The 19,205-nt window shown below is 60.8% G+C and carries 24 protein-coding genes; 12 read left to right on the forward strand and 12 right to left on the reverse strand.

What is annotated here, in order from left to right; genetic code table 11:
* The first annotated feature begins 249 nt into the window (after positions 1–249).
* From C2L65_RS33415 to C2L65_RS33430, 4 genes are all read left to right on the forward strand, one after another.
* Positions 250–1,434 (forward strand): acyl-CoA dehydrogenase family protein, encoded by a 1,185-nt coding sequence (locus tag C2L65_RS33415; protein ID WP_042305924.1) that lies wholly within the window; start codon positions 250–252, stop codon positions 1,432–1,434.
* 172 nt (positions 1,435–1,606) lie between these two features.
* Complete coding sequence (locus tag C2L65_RS33420) at positions 1,607–2,857, forward strand: SfnB family sulfur acquisition oxidoreductase (RefSeq protein ID WP_042305923.1); 1,251 nt, start codon at positions 1,607–1,609, stop codon at positions 2,855–2,857.
* Positions 2,858–2,860: 3 nt separating this feature from the next.
* Positions 2,861–4,099, forward strand: a complete 1,239-nt coding sequence (locus C2L65_RS33425) for an SfnB family sulfur acquisition oxidoreductase (RefSeq protein WP_042305922.1) — start codon at positions 2,861–2,863, stop codon at positions 4,097–4,099.
* A complete protein-coding gene (locus C2L65_RS33430) occupies positions 4,099–5,460 on the forward strand; it encodes an LLM class flavin-dependent oxidoreductase (protein ID WP_042305921.1) in 1,362 nt (453 codons plus the stop codon). Before C2L65_RS33425 ends, C2L65_RS33430 begins: the two co-directional genes overlap by 1 nt.
* 774 nt (positions 5,461–6,234) lie before the next feature.
* Here C2L65_RS33430 and C2L65_RS45745 read toward each other — a convergent pair.
* The 8 genes from C2L65_RS45745 to C2L65_RS33465 all read right to left on the reverse strand — a co-directional run bounded on the left by C2L65_RS45745 (position 6,235) and on the right by C2L65_RS33465 (position 11,946).
* A complete protein-coding gene (locus tag C2L65_RS45745) occupies positions 6,235–6,546 on the reverse strand; it encodes a hypothetical protein (protein WP_156132351.1) in 312 nt (103 codons plus the stop codon).
* Positions 6,509–6,805 carry a hypothetical protein gene (locus C2L65_RS33435; RefSeq protein ID WP_081921197.1) on the reverse strand — a complete coding sequence of 99 codons (297 nt, stop codon included), beginning with the start codon at positions 6,803–6,805 and terminating at the stop codon, positions 6,509–6,511. Before C2L65_RS33435 ends, C2L65_RS45745 begins: the two co-directional genes overlap by 38 nt.
* Before the next feature lie 125 nt (positions 6,806–6,930).
* Positions 6,931–7,263 (reverse strand): 4Fe-4S dicluster domain-containing protein, encoded by a 333-nt coding sequence (locus C2L65_RS33440; RefSeq protein WP_042312015.1) that lies wholly within the window; start codon positions 7,261–7,263, stop codon positions 6,931–6,933.
* Between the two features lie 14 nt (positions 7,264–7,277).
* Positions 7,278–8,834, reverse strand: a complete 1,557-nt coding sequence (locus C2L65_RS33445) for an FAD-dependent oxidoreductase (protein ID WP_042312014.1) — start codon at positions 8,832–8,834, stop codon at positions 7,278–7,280.
* On the reverse strand, positions 8,831–9,694 hold the full coding sequence (locus C2L65_RS33450; protein WP_042312012.1) for an ABC transporter permease subunit: 864 nt from the start codon (positions 9,692–9,694) through the stop codon (positions 8,831–8,833). The genes C2L65_RS33445 and C2L65_RS33450 overlap by 4 nt, the downstream gene beginning before the upstream one ends.
* Positions 9,691–10,470, reverse strand: coding sequence for a taurine ABC transporter ATP-binding protein (locus C2L65_RS33455; protein WP_042312010.1), 780 nt, complete (start codon positions 10,468–10,470; stop codon positions 9,691–9,693). The genes C2L65_RS33450 and C2L65_RS33455 overlap by 4 nt, the downstream gene beginning before the upstream one ends.
* A gap of 9 nt (positions 10,471–10,479) precedes the next feature.
* Complete coding sequence (gene tauA, locus C2L65_RS33460; protein ID WP_042312009.1) at positions 10,480–11,487, reverse strand: taurine ABC transporter substrate-binding protein; 1,008 nt, start codon at positions 11,485–11,487, stop codon at positions 10,480–10,482.
* Between the two features lie 51 nt (positions 11,488–11,538).
* The gene (locus tag C2L65_RS33465) at positions 11,539–11,946 is read right to left on the reverse strand and encodes a RidA family protein (RefSeq protein WP_103254618.1); all 408 of its coding nucleotides are present in this window, start codon (positions 11,944–11,946) and stop codon (positions 11,539–11,541) included.
* Between the two features lie 216 nt (positions 11,947–12,162).
* Here C2L65_RS33465 and C2L65_RS33470 point away from each other — a divergent pair, with 216 nt between their 5' ends.
* Positions 12,163–12,900, forward strand: coding sequence for a GntR family transcriptional regulator (locus C2L65_RS33470; protein WP_042311992.1), 738 nt, complete (start codon positions 12,163–12,165; stop codon positions 12,898–12,900).
* 143 nt (positions 12,901–13,043) lie between these two features.
* The gene (locus C2L65_RS33475; RefSeq protein WP_042311990.1) at positions 13,044–13,295 is read left to right on the forward strand and encodes a hypothetical protein; all 252 of its coding nucleotides are present in this window, start codon (positions 13,044–13,046) and stop codon (positions 13,293–13,295) included.
* Positions 13,296–13,338: 43 nt separating this feature from the next.
* On the opposite strand, the gene C2L65_RS33480 is transcribed toward C2L65_RS33475, so the two are convergent.
* Genes C2L65_RS33480 through C2L65_RS33490 form a run of 3 tightly spaced genes read right to left on the reverse strand, consistent with a single transcriptional unit; the run spans position 13,339 to position 14,162 of the window.
* Entirely contained in the window at positions 13,339–13,605 is a 267-nt protein-coding gene (locus C2L65_RS33480) for a DUF1488 family protein (protein WP_007576646.1), read from the reverse strand.
* Positions 13,606–13,791: a hypothetical protein gene (locus C2L65_RS33485; protein WP_007576648.1), complete on the reverse strand. Its 186-nt coding sequence runs from the start codon at positions 13,789–13,791 to the stop codon at positions 13,606–13,608.
* Between the two features lie 53 nt (positions 13,792–13,844).
* On the reverse strand, positions 13,845–14,162 hold the full coding sequence (locus tag C2L65_RS33490) for a hypothetical protein (protein WP_042311988.1): 318 nt from the start codon (positions 14,160–14,162) through the stop codon (positions 13,845–13,847).
* A gap of 284 nt (positions 14,163–14,446) precedes the next feature.
* On the opposite strand from C2L65_RS33490, the gene C2L65_RS33495 reads away from it, so the two are divergent.
* Together C2L65_RS33495 and C2L65_RS33500 are read left to right on the forward strand one after the other, a co-directional pair.
* On the forward strand, positions 14,447–15,322 hold the full coding sequence (locus C2L65_RS33495) for a transglutaminase family protein (protein ID WP_042311985.1): 876 nt from the start codon (positions 14,447–14,449) through the stop codon (positions 15,320–15,322).
* A gap of 24 nt (positions 15,323–15,346) precedes the next feature.
* Positions 15,347–16,156 (forward strand): transglutaminase-like domain-containing protein, encoded by an 810-nt coding sequence (locus C2L65_RS33500; protein ID WP_042311983.1) that lies wholly within the window; start codon positions 15,347–15,349, stop codon positions 16,154–16,156.
* Positions 16,157–16,202: 46 nt separating this feature from the next.
* Here the strand turns inward: C2L65_RS33500 and C2L65_RS33505 are convergent, their stop codons facing one another.
* Positions 16,203–16,652: a type II toxin-antitoxin system HicB family antitoxin gene (locus C2L65_RS33505; protein WP_042311981.1), complete on the reverse strand. Its 450-nt coding sequence runs from the start codon at positions 16,650–16,652 to the stop codon at positions 16,203–16,205.
* A 221-nt stretch (positions 16,653–16,873) separates the two neighbouring features.
* Between C2L65_RS33505 and C2L65_RS46265 the strand changes: the two genes are divergently transcribed.
* The 4 genes from C2L65_RS46265 (at position 16,874) to C2L65_RS33520 (ending at position 18,985) form a co-directional block, all read left to right on the forward strand.
* Entirely contained in the window at positions 16,874–17,050 is a 177-nt protein-coding gene (locus C2L65_RS46265) for a hypothetical protein (protein ID WP_167306549.1), read from the forward strand.
* 605 nt (positions 17,051–17,655) lie between these two features.
* A complete protein-coding gene (locus tag C2L65_RS33510; RefSeq protein ID WP_079492561.1) occupies positions 17,656–17,913 on the forward strand; it encodes a hypothetical protein in 258 nt (85 codons plus the stop codon).
* Positions 17,914–17,925: 12 nt separating this feature from the next.
* The gene (locus C2L65_RS33515; protein WP_042312006.1) at positions 17,926–18,357 is read left to right on the forward strand and encodes a hypothetical protein; all 432 of its coding nucleotides are present in this window, start codon (positions 17,926–17,928) and stop codon (positions 18,355–18,357) included.
* 115 nt (positions 18,358–18,472) lie between these two features.
* The gene (locus C2L65_RS33520; RefSeq protein WP_042311978.1) at positions 18,473–18,985 is read left to right on the forward strand and encodes a CPBP family intramembrane glutamic endopeptidase; all 513 of its coding nucleotides are present in this window, start codon (positions 18,473–18,475) and stop codon (positions 18,983–18,985) included.
* The last annotated feature ends 220 nt before the right edge of the window (positions 18,986–19,205 follow it).

The raw sequence follows: 19,205 nt of genomic DNA on the forward strand, positions 1-19,205 counted from the left end.
TCACGTGTGATTTGAGCTTCAATGTAACGAAGCCGATCGCATCTGCGAACCAATTAAAGTTCAGAATCAAAGCAGTCCTGGCGCTATTGCAGAAGCGGGTTTCTGTTTCAGCAGACAATGTGGTGCATCATTTACATTGACGCGCGTGCCCTAAAGAAGAAATCTGCATAAGCATTCAAGCACTCGATGGTATGTGTTGCCGTAGTGGCTTTCGTAAACTTGCCAGTCATCTTTCCGGCCTTGCTCATCATGACGACACACGTTGAATCCAATCCCGCTTCGCAGATCCAAATAGCGCAGGCGCTTGCGCAGCAATTTGCCGAGAGTGCCGTCGAACGCGACGAACAGGGCGGCACGCCCAAGGCCGAGCGCGACGCAATCCGTGCCAGCGGCCTGCTGTCGCTGTCGATTCCGAAGCAATACGGCGGAACAGGCGCGAGCTGGACGCAGACGCTCGATGTCGTCAGAACGTTCGCGCGAGTCGACAGTTCGATTGCGCATGTGTTCGGATTCCATCATCTGCTGCTCGCTACCGTCCGGCTGTTCGGACGTCCGGATCAATGGGAGCCGTGGTTCGAGCAGACCGCGCAGAAGAACTGGTTCTGGGGCAACACGCTGAACCCATTGGATACGCGCACCGTGGTGCAACGCGTAGACAACGCGTATGAATTCTCCGGCAGGAAGAGCTTTTGCTCTGGGGCGCTCGACTCCGACATGCTGGTCGCCTCGGGGCTCGATGCCGTCAGCCGCAAGCTGCTGATCGCGGCGATACCCACTTCCCGTTCCGGCATCACGTTGAATCACGACTGGAACAGCTTCGGGCAGCGGCAAACGGATAGCGGCAGCGCGCTCTTCGAAAATGTGCGCGTTGAAGAAAGCGAACTGCTGCTCGAGCCTGGTCCGTTGAGCACGCCTTTCGCGTGCCTGCGTCCGTTGTTGGCGCAATTGATTTTTACGCAGATGTTTCTTGGCATCGGCGAAGGCGTTTTCGCGGAGATGAAGCACTACACGCGCCATGAATCGCGCCCCTGGTTCAAGTCGCCCGCGGAGCAAGCCAGCAAGGACCCGCATACGCTGCGTCGCTACGGCGAGTTCTGGGTTGAGCTGGAAAGCGTCCGTTTGCTGGCCGGGCGCGCGGTACAACTGTTCGACGAGGCCTGGGCGCGTGGCGCGGAACTCGACGAGACAACGCGCGGGCATGTTGCCGTTGCGATCGCGACGGCCAAGGTCGCCGCCACGCGCGTCGGTCTCGACCTGACCAGCCGGATGTTCGAGGTGGCGGGCGCGCGCGCCACGCATGGCGCACTGCGGCTCGACCGGTTCTGGCGCAATCTGCGCACGCAAACGCTGCATGATCCCGTCGACTACAAGTTGCAGGAACTCGGCGAATGGGCAGTGAACGATGAACTGCCCACGCCGTCGTTCTATTCCTGAAGATTCGATGCCGTCGGCCGCATTCGAAAACCGGAACCTGTCATAAGCAATGTCAAATTCGATAGTAGGCCGGGCTCGCCTGGGCTGATCCAATACGGGATTGGCCCTGTCCGCAGCGAGCCGCGACGGTTGCGTCGCGAGCGTAGGGCTTTACTCGTTCGTATGAGCCTCCATGTCTACAGTCGAATCCTCTTTGGCCGCAGCGCAATTGCCGCGGCGTCCGGACCCCGCGCGCGTCAAGCGCATTGCTGGTGATTCCGACGCGCTCGCAGCCGCCCATGCGCTAGCGGCTGTCTTTGCAACAGGTGCGGCTGAGCGCGATCGCCAGCGCATCCTGCCTTGGGCCGAACTCGATCTATGGTCCGAAAGCGGACTGGGTGCGATCACGGTGCCGGGTCAATACGGCGGCGCGGATGTATCGTTCGCGACGCTGGCCGAAGTGTTCGCGATTCTCTGCGCGGCCGATCCCGCGTTGGGCCAGATTCCGCAGAATCATTTCGGCGTGTTGGGCGTGTTGCGTGAGATCGGCACGCCGGCGCAGAAAGCGCGCCTATATGGCGAAGTGCTTGCGGGTCATCGGCTCGGCAATGCGGGCCCGGAACGGCGCTCGGCCGCTGCGTCCACGGTGTTGCAGGGTACGACGCGGCTGCGCGCGACAGAGGACGGGCTGCGTCTCGACGGCAAGCGTTTCTATTCCACTGGCGCGCTGTTCGCTCACCGCGTGCCAGCGCGCGCGACGGACGATGCAGGACGTGCTGTCCAGGTCTGGGTGCCGCGCGATGCAGCGGGTCTCACGGTGATCGACGACTGGAGTTCGTTTGGTCAACGCACGACGGCGAGCGGCACGGTGATTTTCGAGAACGTCCTCGTCGATCCGCAGGATGTGCTGTCGCTCTGGCAGCTAGCCGACCGTCCTGGGTTGTTCGGCCCAACGTCGCAACTGATTCAGGCCGCCATCGATCAGGGCATCGCCGAGGCGGCTGTCGCCGATGCACTCGCATTCGTGCGCGAGCGCGCGCGGCCGTGGATCGATTCGGGCCTGGAGCGCGCGACGGACGATCCCTACATCATCGCCGACGTCGGCCGCCTGCAGATCGAGTTGCACGCCGCTCGCGAGGTGTTGCTGGAGGCGGGTCACACGCTCGATGCAGTTGCCGCCGCGCCCATCGATGCCGAGGCCAGCGCACGGGCGTCGGTTGCGGTGGCCGAGGCAAAGGTGCTGACAACACGCATCGCCCTCGAAGCGAGCGAAAAGCTTTTCGAACTGGCGGGTTCTGCTTCCACCCGCGCCGTACATCACCTCGACCGTCATTGGCGCAATGCGCGCACGCATACGCTGCATGACCCCGTGCGCTGGAAGCTGCATCTGCTCGGCAACTATCACCTGAATCATGTGCTGCCCACGCGGCATTCGTGGAACTGAAGCATGAGCCTCGATATTTCTGAAGAGACGCGCGACATCGTGGACCTTGGCCACGGGACTCCCGACCAGATTACCGACGACGCGCACGCGATACGTGTCGCAAAGCAACTTGCGGAAGCGTTCGCGCCAGATGCAGCAGCGCGCGATCGCGAACGGCGGCTGCCGTGGGCCGAACTCGATGCGTTCGTTGCAAGCGGGTTGTGGGGCATCACCGTGCCGCGTGAATTCGGCGGCGCGGGCGTGAGCAGTGGGACGCTCGCGGAAGTGACCGCGACGATTTCAGCGGCCGATGGCTCGCTCGGTCAGATTCCGCAAAATCATTACTACGCGCTCGAAGTGCTGCGCGTCGGCGGCAGCGGCGCGCAGCAGCGCTTTTTCTATGATCGCGTGCTGGCAGGCGAGCGCTTTGGCAATGCGCTCGCCGAAACCGGCCACAAGGATTTCAAGCGCCGCACGCGGCTCGCTCGCACGGCGGCCGGCTGGCATATCGACGGCCGCAAGTTCTATTGCACGGGCGCACTGTACGCGCACTGGATTCCCACGCTGGTGATCACGGAAGAGAAAGGGCGCGACATCACGTGGCTCGCTTTCGTGCCGCGCGACGCCGACGGCGTCGAGGTGATCGACGACTGGGATGGTTTCGGTCAGCGTGTCACGGGCAGCGGGACGGTGCAGTTCAGTCATGTGCGCGTCGAGCCGGAATGGGTCGTGCCGTTTCAGGCATCGTTCGAGCGTCCGACGACGATCGGACCGCTCGCGCAGATCATTCACGCGGCCATCGATCTCGGTCAGGCGCGCGGCGCGTTCCAGGCCGCATTGCAGTTCGTGCGGGAGCATTCGCGACCGTGGATCGACGCGAAGATCGAGCGTGCCGCCGCCGACCCGCTGACCATCGCGCAGTTCGGCGACCTCGCGGTGCGTTTGCGCGCGGCGGAGGCATTGCTGCACCGCGCGGGACGCTTTGTCGATGCCGCGCAGGCCGGGCCGACGGAACGCTCGGTGGCGCAGGCATCGATTGCCGTCGCGGAGGCGCGTGCGCTCACCACGACGGTATCGCTCGATGCGGGTTCGCGCCTGTTCGAACTCGCCGGCACGTCGGCGACACTCGATGGTCTCGGACTCGACCGTTTCTGGCGCAATGCCCGCACGCATACGCTGCACGACCCGGTGCGCTGGAAGTATCACGCGGTAGGCAACTACTATCTCAACGACAAGCTGCCGCCCCGGCATGGAGCCTTGTAATGGCGAGGAAACAGATTCTGCTCAACGCGTTCAACATGAATTGCGTGGGCCATATCAACCACGGTCTGTGGACGCATCCGCGCGACCGGTCGACGGACTATCGGCTGTTGCCGTACTGGACCGACCTCGCTCGCACGCTGGAGCGCGGATTGTTCGATGGACTCTTTCTTGCCGACATCGTCGGTGTATACGACGTCTATCAGCGCAATGTCGACGTGACGTTGCGCGAGTCGATCCAGTTGCCCGTCAACGATCCCTTGCTGCTTGTTTCGGCGATGGCTGCCGTGACTAGTCATCTGGGTTTCGGCGTGACCGTCAACCTCACCTATGAACAACCGTATCTGCTCGCACGCCGTTTCTCGACGCTCGATCATTTGACGCAGGGGCGCGTCGGCTGGAATATCGTCACGGGGTATCTCGACAGCGCGGCGCGCGCGATGGGGCTGAGCGAGCAGCTTCCACACGACGAACGCTACGAGCGCGCGGACGAGTACCTCGAAGTGCTCTACAAGCTGTGGGAAGGCAGTTGGGAAGCGGATGCGGTGTTGCGCGACAAGGGCGCGCGGGTATATGCCGATCCCGCGAAGGTTCATGAGGTTCGGCACGCGGGGCGGTACTACAACGTTGAAGGTTATCACCTGGCGGAGCCGTCGCCGCAGCGCACGCCTGTCCTGTTTCAGGCGGGTAGTTCCGGGCGTGGCCAGCGCTTTGCCGCGCGTCATGCCGAATGCGTGTTCATTTCGCCGCCGAACCGGAATGCTGCGCGAGAAACGGTGAAGGCATTGCGGGAGCAACTGGTGCTGGCCGGGCGTCGGCCGGATGACGTTAAGGTGTTTGCCGGCGCGGCTGTTGTGGCGGGCGCTACCGAGCGCGAGGCGCGGGAGAAGTACGCGGATTATTTGCAGTATGCGAGCCGTGAAGCCGGGCTTGCGCACTTTGCCGCTAGTACTGGCATCGACTATGCGCAATATGATCTCGACGAGCCTGTTGATTATGCGCCGGGCAATGCTATTGAGTCGGCTACGCGGACGGCGAAGCAGCATGGGTGGACGCGTCGCAAGTTGCTCGAGATGTTTGAGCTTGGCGGGCGGTATCCGGCGATTGTGGGCAGCGCTGCCCAGGTCGCGGATGAACTGGAGGGCTGGATCGAGGAGACGGGGATTGATGGGTTCAATCTGAGCCGGACTGTGGTGCCCGAGAGTTATGAGGATTTTATTGATCTCGTTGTGCCTGAGTTGCAGAGTCGGGGGCTTTATAAGACTGCGTATGGCGATGGGACGTTGCGGAACAGATTGTTCGGGGAGGGGGATCATTTGCCTGCGCGGCATGCGGCGGCGGGGTTTAGGCGGGACTTGGGGTAGCCGTTGCCGGGCGGTGGAGCGGTGGCTTCTGCGTTTGCGCCTTCGCGGCGCGGGCGGTTTGGTGTATTTGCGTCTGCGCTGGCATCCGCGTTTTGCCTTCGCGATTCAGGCGTCGCCGTTTGGTGTTTTGGCCTTTGCGCTGGCATCCGCGTTTTGTTAGCTTGCTTCAAGCGTCGCCCCTGTGCGGGGCGGCACCTACTTTTCTTTGCCGCCGCAAAGAAAAGTAGGCAAAAGAAAGCGGCTCACACCGCCAGTTCTTGTGTTTGCCTGAGGGCCCCCACGGGGTCTTACGCTTCACACGGCAGCCTTTCTGTTTGCGTGCGTTGCCAACGCTTCGAATGAACGCCTCACCCGCTTCAAATACCCCTACACGTGCAAGCGGCAGCGAATGGTCTCCGCCGCCCAGGTGGCAAACTGTGTGTAGGTTGTCGCGTCGTATAGCGTGGCGCTCTTACATCGAGGCGTGCGCTATCGGTCCGAAGTGAGGCGTGTGGAGCATAAGGGGCCGACACACAGTTTGCCACCTGAGCGGCGGTGGCGTAACTGGCACGGCGCGCTGTAGTGCGGGAGCGTGAAGCGGGTGAGGCGCACCGCAAGAGCGCTGGCAACGAGTATGGGTCACGTGATTGCCGTGTGAAGCGTAAGACCGGTTGGGGGCCCTCAGGCAAACACAAGAACTGGCGGTGTTAGCCGCTTTCTTTTGCCTACTTTTCTTTGCGGCGGCAAAGAAAAGTAGGTGCCGCCCCGCACAGGGGCGACGCTTGAAGGGGTAAGTCATAACGCGGATGCCAGCGCAAAGGCCAAAACACCAAACGGCGACGCCTGAAGCACGAAGGCAAATCGCGGATGCCAACGCAAAGGCCAAAACACCAAACGGCAACGCATGAAGCAGGAAGGCAAAGTACGGATACCAGCGCAGACGCCAATACTCCAAACTGCCCACGCCGCAAAGGCGAAGGCGAAGGCGAAGGCGAAGACGAAGACGAAGACGAAGACGAAGACGAAGACGAAGACGAAGACGCAAACGCAGACAGTACGTTTCGAGGCTCTATACGACCACCAAGCCTTCGGCATGAAATCGCACATCGACGGCCTGCGCGCAATCAGCCGCCACATCCTCGATCATTCGGGTCAATCGCGCCTTATCTGCCAGATAGAGATCGGAGTTCATCCGACTCGCCAGAAGCATCCACACAAACAGGGCCTCATTCGCGGCAGCGGCAAAGAACACCCGTTCGCTCGCTTCATTTCGTGACCGCTTTTTCCTGGCGGCTTTCGCGAGGGTGGCAATCCGCTTTTCCATCACCAGCGTTAGCGCTTCGTAGTCTATGGTGTCTGCGTTCATACCCGTTCCCGTCTCCTGTCTTGCGAACGCTGCAATGATAGGAGCGAAACAAGTCATGACTTGACAGTGCGTCTCAGTTTGCACGCGAGCATGGAGCCGGAGCGCAGCAGCACATCATATTTGCGTCAGGTCACGCCAAGTTCGAAAAGGCGATGCGTTTCGTCACGTTCGGTGCCGCCAGCGCGCGCTTTTGTCCAGCCGAGCGCGCGGCTGTAGGCGCCTAGCGCGCCGTTTTGCACGAGTTGTGTCTCGTCGACGGCAACGTGGCCGGCTGCGAACGGATGCACGTACATGGCATCGGCCGGGCAATACAGCTCGCACATGAAGCACGTCTGGCACTGGTCGGGGCGCGCGATGACGGGAATGCCCCCCTTCACCGCATCGAAGACGTTGGTGGGGCAAACATCGACGCAACGGTCACACGCGGTGCAGCGTGATTCGCTGATAAGTTCGATCAAAACGATAGGTCCTGTCAGGCGATCTCAGGTTGAACGATGGGCTTCCAGCGGATAGCGGGCGCTTTCACGCCGCTGATCAGCAGGCGCGAGGCGTCTTCGGTTCGCAACGGGAAGTCGTCGCGCCGGTGCAGGCCTCGCGTCTCGCGCCGCGCGAGCGCACTCGTGTACGACAGTTTCGCCACGTACAGCAACGCATAGGCGCTGCGGCTTGCGGCGAACGATGCACCGTCGCTGGAACGGGCGGCGAGTGCGTCGTCGATCGCGCGCAAGGCGGCGGAGAGACGCAGCTCGCTTCGAAACAGCTGCACAGCGGGCGGACGCACCTCGCGTTCGAGTGTGGCAGCGGCGGCGCGTGGATCGCTGGTCGCGAGTTGCGCGTAGTGCGGGTCGATGTCGACGGGCGACGCGCTGCCATGCACCTTCGCAAAGCGGCTTGCCGCCTCGCCCGACCAGCTTCCCGTCGCGATCGCCCAGGCCGCGTTCGGCGAGCCGCCGCCCGTGCGCGCGCCGACGATCGCTTCGCGTGATGCCGCATCGCCCGCCGCATAAAGGCCGGGCACATCGGTCCGGCCGTCGGTATCGACGAGACGGATGCCGCCCGTGCCGCGCACCGTGCCTTCGTGGCGCAGACCCACGGGAAAGCGCGTGCGGAACGGGTCGATGCCCATCCGGTCGTAGGGGAGAAACGCATTCGCCTGGCCCGAGCGCAGCCATCGTTCGACGTCGGGTGTCGCGCGATCGAAGACGGCGAACACGGGCTCGTTCATCAATGCCTTCGCGACCGGGATGAACGCGTCGTCCTCGTCGATATGGATGGGACGGCCGTCGCCCGTCGAATAACTTGCCCAGATGAACGGCAAACCTTTGGTGACCGACGAGAACGCCGCCGCGAGGCCGTACTGGCTGGAGAATTCCATCCCTGAGAAGAGCGCGCCCACCTCAGCTGCAGCGAGATGTCCGTCGCCTGTGCAGACGTTGGTGCCGAGCGCGCCGCCCAGAAACGCGCAGCCGCCCGTGGCGATCACGCAGGCGTTCGCGCTCACGCGCCAGCGCGAGCCGTCGCGACGCGCGCCGAAAGCGCCCGTCACGCGGCCTTCGCGCTCGTCGTGAACGAGTCCGAGCAGCGGCGCATGGTCCAGGATAGTCACGCCGGCGCGTTTGATCTGCTGACGCATGAAGCGCATGTAGTCCGGACCGCGCAGCGTCGCGCGGTTCGGCGTGCCGTCGTCCTTACGCGGAAACGGGTAGCGCAGCGCTTCGAGCAGACGCAATTGGCTCGCGGCGGTTTCAAGAACCTGCGAGGTCCATGACAGTTCGCTGAGTTCGCCGCCAGTGCGAAAGCGTTCCTTGAAATGACGCTCGTATTCGTTGGGGTCCGGCACGTACCAGACATTGTTGTTCGATGCCGCCGCGGCGCCGGAGGTGCCGCAATAGCCCTTGTCGGCGAGTACGACCGTCGCGCCGCTGCGTGCCGCCATCAGCGCGGCCCATGTGCCTGCCGGGCCGCCGCCCGCGACGAATACGTCGGCGCGCAGCGCGATCTGGTCTGCATGAGCGGATGACGTGCTCATGCGTGTCCATCCCATGGTACGAGTGCTTTTTGCAGACGTCGCAGCCCCCATTCGATCGAGGCCGCGATCAGCGCGATCACGATGATGCCCATGATGACCACGTCGGTCTCCAGGAACTGTCCGGCGGACTGGATCATGAAGCCGAGCCCGCGCGTGGCCGCGATCAGTTCCGCTGCCACCAGCACCGACCAGCCGACGCCGAGGCCGATGCGGATGCCCGTCAGCACGTCGGGCGCGGCAGAAGGAACCACGACGTAACGCACGATCTGCCAGCGTGTCGCACCGAGCGCCCTTGCGCCGCGAATGCGCCCTGGCTTCACGCGGCGCACGCCTTGCTGTGTGGCGATCGCGAGCGGGGCGAACACCGCGAGCCAGATGAGCAGCACCTTCGACGGCTCGCCGATGCCGCACCAGATCACGATGAGAGGCAGATAGGCAAGCGGTGGAATCGGGCGATAGAACTCGATCAACGGATCGACGATGGCCTGCGCGACGCGGTTCATGCCCGTGAGAATGCCCACAGGAATCGCTGTGACGATGGCGAGCAACAGCGCCGCCAGCATGCGGTGCAGGCTCGCGAGCGTGTGCTCGAGCAGGGTCGCGTTGCTGGAGCCGTCGATAGCCACGGTCACGAACTTCTTCGCCACGGCCGCAGGCGATGGCATGAACACAGGGCTCACGAGTTCCAGACGCGACGCAATGCCCCACGCCGCGATCAACACGATCACGGTCGCCGCACTGATCCAACGCGAGCCCGCCAAAGACCAGCGCGGCACCCGCGTCGCGCGCGGCGCGCCTGAACGGGCGGTAGCCTTCGGCAACGCGGAAGGGGCGCGCGCCGGGTGATCGGCGGCGTTCATATCGTCTCTCCTTCATCGGCGAAGAAGCCGGTTTCGAGTTCGTCGCGCAACCGGACGAACGCCGGTTCGTTGCGGATGGCACGCGCGTTTTCGCCCGCCGCGAAGCGACGGCCGAAGTCGAGCCCGCGCACGGATTCGATACGGCCTGGATCGCCTTTCATCAGCACCAGATCGGTCGCCATGAAAAGCGCTTCCGTAATGTCGTGCGTGATCATCAACATGCCTTTGTCATAGCGCGTCCACAGTTGCAGCAGATATTCCTGCATGCGTTGGCGCGTTAATGCATCGAGCGCGCCGAGCGGTTCGTCGAGCAGCAGATAGCGCGGGTCGACGGCGAGCGAGCGCGCGAGGTTCACGCGCTGACGCATGCCGCCCGAAATCTTCCAGAGCGGATAGTCCGCGTAACCGCTGAGGCCCGTCAGCGCAAGCAGCGAATCGACCTTCTCGCGTAACGCGCTGCGTGGCACGCCTCGAAGCTGCAAGCCAAAACCGATGTTCTGTTCGACGTTTTGCCAGGGCAGCAATGCGTCGTCCTGCGAGACGACGCCGCGTTCCGCACCCGGTCCGGTGACGGCGACGCCGTCCAGCGTGACCTTGCCCGCAGTGGGCGCGATGAACCCCGCGATCACGTTGAGCAAGGTGGTCTTGCCGCAGCCCGAAGGACCGAGCACGACAGTGAAGCTGCCGTCGCGCAGATCGAGATCGAGGTTCGACAGCACGGTCCGGCGTCCCGCGCCGGTATCGAAGTCGACGCTGACGGATTCGACGCGGATCATCGCTTGACCTTACTGTTTGCTTGCCTGCTGCACATAGGCCGAGGTGACCGTCGGTCGATAATCGGGCAGCACGGCATCGAGGCGTTTCTGCTCCTTGAGGAATTTCGACGTGTCCGCGAGGGCGGTCGCCGTGCCTCCGCCGAGCAGCGCGCTACCCGACTGCTCGGCGAGCAGCGGATAGGTCGTGCCATGTAGCAGCGGCGGCACGTCGGCAGGGTCCGATCCGCTGACACGCGCAATCGCCGTCACTTCCGGCGAACTCGCCGTCCAGTTCGCGCCGTTCTTGCGATAGTCCTCGTTCACCTGGCCCGTCACCTTCGCGAAGCTCACCAGAAAGTCGGGATGCGACTGCGCGAAATCCTTGCGCGCGACCCAGGCGAGGAAGGTCGGCGCGCCCCATTTGCGTACGTCGGCGGAGGTCGTGAAGACCTTGCCCGTCTTCTGGATCTTGCCGAGCGCCGGCTCCCACACATACGCGCCGTCGATGTCGCCGCGCTGCCACGCCGCTGCGATTTCGGGCGGCGCGAGATTGAGGATCGTCACGCGATCCGCAGGGATGTTCCAGTGCTTCAGTGCGGCGAGCAGGCTGTAGTGCGTGGTCGACACGAACGGCACGGCGATCTTCTTGCCGATCAGGTCCTGCGGTGTGTTGATATTGCTGCCGTTGCGCACGACGAACGCTTCGGCGGAGCCGATTTCCGCCGCGACGAAGAACGTCTCGATCGGCAGGCCTCGTGTGACGCCCGCGGCCAGGGGACTGCTGCCTGTGAAGCCGACCTGCACGTCACCTGATGCCATCGCGGCGATCACGTCGGCGCCCGTGTTGAACTTGCGCCAGTTGATCTGGTAGCCGCTGTCCTTTTCGTAGAGCCCTTTAGCCTGAGCGATCTTCGAAGGCTCGATGTCGGTCTGATAGCCGATGGTGACCGTCTTGTCGGCGGCATGCGCGGGCGACGCGCCGAGAATCGCACTGGCGAACAGCGGCGCGATAAGGCGAACGAAAAACCGTGTATTCATTGGATGGTCCCCAGAGTGGTAAGCGAATACCGTTAATTTGCGGCGCGACGCTCAGCGCGCGGAATACAACACCGCATCGATCTCGACGCGGGCATCGCGGCCCAGTTGCGCAACGCCGATCGTGGTACGCGCAGGCAGCCGCACCGCATCGTCGAAGTAGCTGTCATAGACACGGTTGAAGCCGGCGTAATCGGCGTTGAAATCGCGCAGATAAATCCGCACGAAAACCGTATCTGACAGCGCAAAGCCCGCGTGTTGAACGATTTGTTCGATGTTGTGAAAGCACAGCTTCGCCTGCGCTTCGATGCCCTCAGGCAAGGTCTTGTCTGGCGCGTTGGGATCGACGGGAAGCTGGCCTGTCACATGCAGCCAGCCGTTGGCCTCTACCGCATGGCTATAACGCGCCGACGGCGGCGGCGGGGCAGCTGTGGGCGACTGATGAAACACGATGGAAGACATGCAGTTTCGACTCCCCGGACGGCTTGAGTGCTGGATAATCGATGCATCGTTGTTATAACAACGTCACGATGAGGCGAGTATAGATTTGCGCTCGTCGCGCGCTAAACGATCATTTCTGACATGCTTATCTGGCCGTTGGATTTGGCTCGGGGTTGGGCTGTTTGACACAATGACGCAGACAGCAGCGGATCGGTCGCTGCAACCATTCACATATCGATGAGAAGAAACAGACAATCCACCGCGCCCCTCTACGAGCGCATTCGCGACGCGCTGCATGCACGCATTCTCGACGGCACTTATCCGCCTGGAACGCGTCTGCCGATCGAGCATGCACTGTGCGAGTCCTACGGAGTGAGCCGGATCACGATTCGTCAGGCACTGGAGCGATTACGTCAGGAAGGATGGATCGAAAAGATTCACGGCCAGGGCACCTTCGTGCAGAGAGCGCGCGCCGTGCAGAACATCAGCGCGCTGCAGAGCTTCTCCGAGGCGATGATGCCGCTCGGGCACCGCGTGTCGAACCGCGTCGAGGGCGTGCGTGTGGTGAGCGTCAACAGCCAGCTCGCGAGCCGTCTGCAACTGGAAGCAGAAGCGCGCGTGACGGAAATTCAGCGCGTGCGCTTGCTCGACGGCCTGGCCGTGTCGTTCGAATTGACGTATGCGGCGCGCGAAGTAGGGGAGCAGTTGCTCGATGCTGACCTCGAGAACCGCGATATTTTTCATGTGATCGAGCAGGATTGCGGCGTGCGCATTGGCCATGCCGATCTGTCGATCCGTTCGATGCCGGCGAGCGAAGAGGTCGCGCTCGCGCTGGGCGTCGGGCCCGGAAGTGCGTTGCTCGGTATCGAAAGGCTCGTGTACAGCCGCGATGGCGCGCCTGTTCTCTTCGAAGCGCTGAGCTATCGCGGCGACGCGTTCCAGTATCAGTTGAGTATCGAGCGGGCGAAGCGGTAGATCGAGGGGACTTGCCGGGTTTAGCGTGTTACCGCGAACAGTCAATGCGCTGTTATCCTGAACACGGCGCATCCGACGCGAAAATGTGTCGACGCGTCGATGTAGGTCAAATGGAATGTGGGCATACAGCAAGGGAGCACAGCATGGACATGGAAAAGCCCATCATCACGCCGGAAGAATTCGTGGACGAGATTAACCGTCGCCTGCCGGAACACGACTGCTATACGCAGGGCTTGCAGATGTTTCTCGTACCGAGGGGCGCAATGCCCGATGAGGCGATTGGAATCGACTGGGAACCGCGAAATGCACGCAACGGCGTGATCGCAGTCAGCGAAGTTCACAGAGAAGTTGCCAGCGAGTTTTCCGTCAGCAAGCACCTCGGGCGTCGACACTAGGGAGCGTCGCATTGCCCCACATGCACTCGGCGAGTCTCTCTGATCAGGAGATTGTGTACTTGTTCTGAGGGCCGCCGGTGTACACCGTTCTCGCGATCTCCAGGATTTTTTCGCGGTTGTGGTCGAATGCGGCGAGCAACGAGGATTCGTCAGAATCCTTGTTGGGGTTCAGTTTGACGAGCACCACATCGTCGACCTGGAAGACAATCTCACGGGCATTGTCATAACCCCAGAAGCACACGCAATGCCGCGACGCATCGTGGATCCGGGCCGGATTGGGAAAGTTGATTACCGCGCTGGCTTTTGCCATTTATTCACCCTTACAGACATATCGCCACTTGCTCGCGTTGACATCGAGGCGGGCGTCCATCTCCAGACGCTTCTGCGCTCGTTCGTTTTCCGCCTTCTGTTGCGCCGAGACACGCGCCGCCTGCTGGCTGGCGTAGTCGCTTTGCTTTGAAGGAGGGGCCGGGTACACCTTGGTTTGCTTTTGCATATGGATTCCAGAAAGTAGTTGCAGAATGATTTTGATGCTGTGACATATACGGCTTACTGCATTGGGCGCTTCATTCCCTCCGCCTCGATTGCAGCGTTGCGTTCCTCGCTCGCCTCAACGGGTTCCATTGATTCGTCGAGAGAAGCGATCGCCCGTTCTGTGACAGACCTGGTTTCAGTGAAAGCTGCGCCAGATGCGCCGTCTTCGTCGACGGGAGGTGCCAGCATGTCGTGGAGCATCGCGTGTAGCTCGGGCGTGTTCCAGGGCGCGCTGCGCTGTTTTCTCTGTTTTATGTAATGCCGCACTTCCGCGTCCTGTTCGGCGGTCAGTGGCAGGCCGCGGAACGTATTTTGAGGCGTGGCTTCGAACATGAGAGCCTCCTTCGTTCACTATAGTTCGAGTGTAATCCTATTGTTCGATAAGCGCGAACTGTTGGTGACCGTGCGGCGTGTTTCGTTCATCTGCAGATTCGAACGCGCCGGTCATATTCACGCAATCTATACCGATTCCTGCGCAAAGCGCGCGATTTACCGATGCTATTCGTGCTGCCGTATCGCCCATGCCGCAACCCGAAAAATTGAGGAGTTTTGACTTTGTAAAGCAGTGTATGCTGAACCGCACGTCTTTCGGTGATGGACGGATAGGGAAGAAAGACATGAGTGGACCGCGATGCCTCACGGTGCGGCACAAAAGCGTTTATCGCTATTCCGAGCCGGTGAGCTTCGGCGAGCACAGGATGATGTTCCGCCCGAGGTCCAGCCACGATTTGCGTCTGGTTAGCTCGGAATTGCGTATTGTGCCGACGCCTTCGCGCCTGCACTGGATGCACGATGTCTTCGACAATTCGGTCGCAGTCGCGACGTTCGCCGAAGAGGCGTCCCAACTCGTATTCGATAGCAGCGTCACGCTCGAGCATTACGAAGCGCCCGCGCCCGAGTATGCGATCGAGCCGTATGCCGCAACCTGGCCATTTGCGTACACCAACGATGAAGCAACGGAACTGGTCAACGCACGAAGCCGGCGGCATCCCGATGCAGATGTCGACAAATGGGCCCAGTCTTTCATTGCGCAAGGCCGCGACACCCCGACGATGGCGTTGCTCAGAGACATGACGGCTGAGATCAAAGAGCAGTTTCTTTACGCGCGGCGCACGGAGAAAGGCGTCTACCGTCCGGCTGATACGCTGAGTTTTCGTAGTGGGAGTTGCCGGGATTTCGCGGTTCTGATGATCGATGCCGTTCGTTCTCTCGGACTCGCTGCACGGTTCGTCAGTGGCTATGTTTTTGTTCCGGATCATGACGCCACCTCAGGAGGCGGTTCCACTCACGCGTGGCTGCAGATATTTCTGCCCGGCGCAGGATGGGTGGATTTCGATCCGACCAACAGCATTATCGGAAATCAGCATCTGATCCGGGTGGCCGTGGCTTGGGACCAGCACCAGGCGTTGCCCTTGTGGGGAACATGGACGGGGGCACCCGCGTCGTTCCGGGGTCTGGATGTCGACGTCAGTGTCACCGAGGACGGCTGTTGAATTTTTCTTCGAGGGGCCGCTGTAATGATGCTTCGCGTAGGCTATAGACTGATTTACGAGTGCGAGCAGCATACGCCAATGATGCTGATGCTCAACACGCACTTCTCGTGTGTGCAGAATGTGCTGTCGGCCGACCTTCTTGTCGTTGATCCACCCGTCGGCATTGCTCAGTATCGGGATGGTTTCGGTAATCTCTGCAGCCGGCTCGTTGCGCCACCGGGCCGGTTCGAGATGTCGACTACCGCCTTGCTCGATGTCTCCGATCGGCCCGAGGAAACGGCAACGTGGGGTCACCAGCATCCCGTCGAGGAATTGCCTGACGAATGCATGGTGTTTCTGCTGGGCAGCCGCTACTGCGAGACCGATTTGTTGTCCGAGGTTGCCTGGGAACTGTTCGGTAAGGTGCAGCCCGGCCGCGATCGCGTGCAGGCAATCTGTGATTTCGTACATCGGCATATCGACTTCGGCTATGAGTTTGCCCGATCGACGAAGACAGCATGTCATGTCTATCGCGAACGACGCGGGGTGTGCAGAGACTTTGCACATCTGGCCGTCACGTTCTGTCGCGCGATGAATATTCCCGCGCGGTACTGTACGGGGTATATCAGTGACGTCGGTGTGCCGCCGCCTCATAGTGCGATGGATTTCGCGGCCTGGTTCGAAGCTTATGTGGGCGGAAGCTGGCAAACATTCGATCCGCGCAACAACGTGCCACGCATTGGACGGATACTGATGGCCCGAGGACGGGATGCTGCCGACGTCGCAATCAGCAATACGTTCGGTCCGGTCAAGCTCGTTGAATTCACCGTGCATTGCGCGCCTGAAGAGGGCTAGGCGGACGGGCAATGGGACGTGAGGCTCGGTCCCGGCACATGTAGGGTCATCCGTCCGTAAAACGCCGCAGGGCACCGGGCGTAGTCGCCGACTGCACACCATAACGGCCGCGAAGTTCGTGCATCGCGGCAAGCGTGATATACGCGGAGCGGGTCATGTGACGCTCCTTTGCGTCGCCATCGATTTGCCGCAACACATCTTCGAGCAGACTGATCTGTACGCCTACTGCTTTCGACGTCACACGCGCAAGATTGATGTCGATAAACATCCAGAGTCCTTCCCCGTCATCCATATCGAGCTCGTGCAATTCCGATGTGCTGTTGGTAGGCGCCGGTATGAGTTGCTCGCTTTGGTCATACATCAACTCGACGACCTTCTGCGCATTGCGCTTCAGTTCGCCAAACGATTTTCCTTGCGCTTCGGCGCGGGGAAAATCAGGGAAACTGGCGCGAAAGCCAGCGTCGCCATCGCGGCATACATAAACGGGATATTGCATAAATGCTCCTCAAATGATCCTCGCAGTGTGCAGCCACGCGGATCCGGAACGGGAAATGGTGGGAAGGCGAATGGATGAATTGACGATGCGCGTAAAGCCGAGGAAACGCAAACTAAATCGTGATGAAGCGGGGAAGGAGTCGCTTGGGCGGGAACGTCCATTGCGCTACTGTTTTCTCTAACCCACTACGAGGAATTCCCGGGCATCGGGAGGGCGTATTCATGAAAAATCCATGGCTGAAAAAGAACCCGTTCTTGAGCATGTGGCTGAGTGGCGCGAATGCCGTGGCTGGGTCCGCGCGTGGACGCGTGGCAGCCGCCGCGAAGCGTGAGACGGTCAACTTCTGGACCGCGGCGCTGACGCCGCCAAAGCCGAAGAAGCGTCGGCCGCGTCGCTGATTGGATGAAAGCGGATCGCAGCCGGCAGGGCAGAGCGCTGTTCACGGCGGCGAGACGCCCGGAGAAAATAGCTGGCAAAAAAATAGATCGCGACAGCCGCAATAAATGCGCACAGAATGACGGGATAACGTAGCCGCACCCGCGGCTGGGCGAAAATGGGAGAATCATGATGGCAAAGGGTCAACTGCGCGGTAATCGCGAGGCAAAGAAGCCTAAACAGCCGAAAAAGCCGTCTCCTGCGGCGAACCTTTCTACCTGGAAGACTGCGCCGAAGGCAACAGCACGAGACGAAGAAGGCGCGCACAAGAAATAATCTGTGGCTCCTGGCGTTGAGAACGTGGACGTTCTCATGCATTCGCCGGGAGCGAATCAGACAGGTAGTCGGGGAAAGCGAATTAGCGAAGGGGATTAAGTCAGAGATCGGATTATCACTGCGAGTTCGGGTAAATCGGGGAGAGTCTTTTATTCTCGCCAGCGCTTTCGTTTGCCCGCACCTTATTCATATCATGATTCAGCTTTTTCCCCTGACTTCGCGATGCAGCTTCGCGCTATCGAAAAGGCGTGAATGCCAATCGACCTTTGATTGCCTTGAAGAGGGAGTCACCATGAGTAGCCAGTCCTGTGAAGCATATCGCGGCTACAGCATAGATGTTGAAGTCACGGCCAACAACGTCGTTTCGCTCAGCGGAAGAGAGCTTCGGTACTCTGTGTCTTGGTCGATAATCTCACTCCACGTGCTGTCCACACCCATTGCCAGTCTTCCCGAGCGGCTGGAGTTTTTATCGCCGGATGACGCCTTCTCATACGGTGAACGGCGGGCGCGCACGTTTATCGACGGCTCGTTGTTATCGGATGTTCAATGAACTGGTATGCGGCTGAAACGACTATTACTCGCTGCGCTCGCAACTTGCCTTGTCGCGACTTGCGTTCATGCGCAAAGCAACGCGTCCGGCCCGTTCGTCACGCCCTCGGGCACACTGCAATTCTCGCGTGCAGACCGTGATTTCGTGGGGATGCTCGACAAGGTTATTTTCGATCGCTTCGGCGCGAACACGCTCACGCATTTCGATGACGTCGACGACGCCAGTCAAACTGTCACGCGTGCGCTTGTGCAGACCGATTCCGGGCCGGTGCTATACGACTTTCGCCGTCAACCGCCACTCGTGCAACGTTCGGGCAAGCGCATGACGGTCAAGCGCGTGTTCTGGCAAGGTGACGAAGTCGTGATGCAAAGCTCGCAAGGCTGGTTCCGGTTCAAAAGCGGCGTGTTGACGAAGCTCCAGTCGTCCAAGACTACTTACCATTGATCGCACGCAGCGCAACTACACGCTCGCCAGCCATGGATTTCTATAAGGCCTTCTCAATGTAAAATGCGATGCCGAGGTAATGGGCGATCAATAACTAGAATAGACGGGATAGAACATGCGATCACCAGATGCGGGGTCATCGTCATTTACTGGCGACACATTATTCGAACTCGGACTGAATATACCGCCGTGGTTAATGATTCCTTTGGCGTTGTTAGCCACCGAGCTGTTGCCCCTGCCGTTCGACTATGTTGCCAATGTGTTCTTTCCCGACCAGCAGATTGGCGGCCCGGGTCTCGGCTCACACGGCATCGTCTCTGCGGTGATTCTCGGTTGCCTGATCGCACCTCTGGCTGAAACCGCATTCAACCAGTGGGGATGCATCACGTTACTTCGCAAGAAATTAGGTGTCAGCCCTTGGACAGCGATCGTGTTGTCGGCAGCGCTCTTTGCGGCTATGCATACCTATAGCTGGAAATACGTGCTCACCACGTTTCCCATTGGTGTCGTGCTGGGTTATGTATTCGTAGTCGAACAAACGCGTCGGGGCCGGGCCTTCTGGATGGTCGCGTTGATTCATTCGTTGCGCAACGCCATTTCTATCGCGCTTGTCCATTATCTGCCGTGAAAATCGCGCGGGCGAACGATTGTCTTTCTTCCCCGCCGTAGCTATGCGAACTCACGTACGAGCCCCCAGGGCATCCCCAGAAACAAAACAATTGACGTGATTGGTTCGGTTCCCGCGCCTGGCCCGAACGATGTTTGCATTCAGCTTGCAATACTCGAAAAGTTGCCTATCGTCAGTTGTCGGGGCGTTCGTTCCGCGCTTCCAGGGAACAGTCGCGCGG

Origin of the sequence: Paraburkholderia terrae (genome assembly GCF_002902925.1) — a bacterium.
GTDB lineage: Bacteria > Pseudomonadota > Gammaproteobacteria > Burkholderiales > Burkholderiaceae > Paraburkholderia > Paraburkholderia terrae.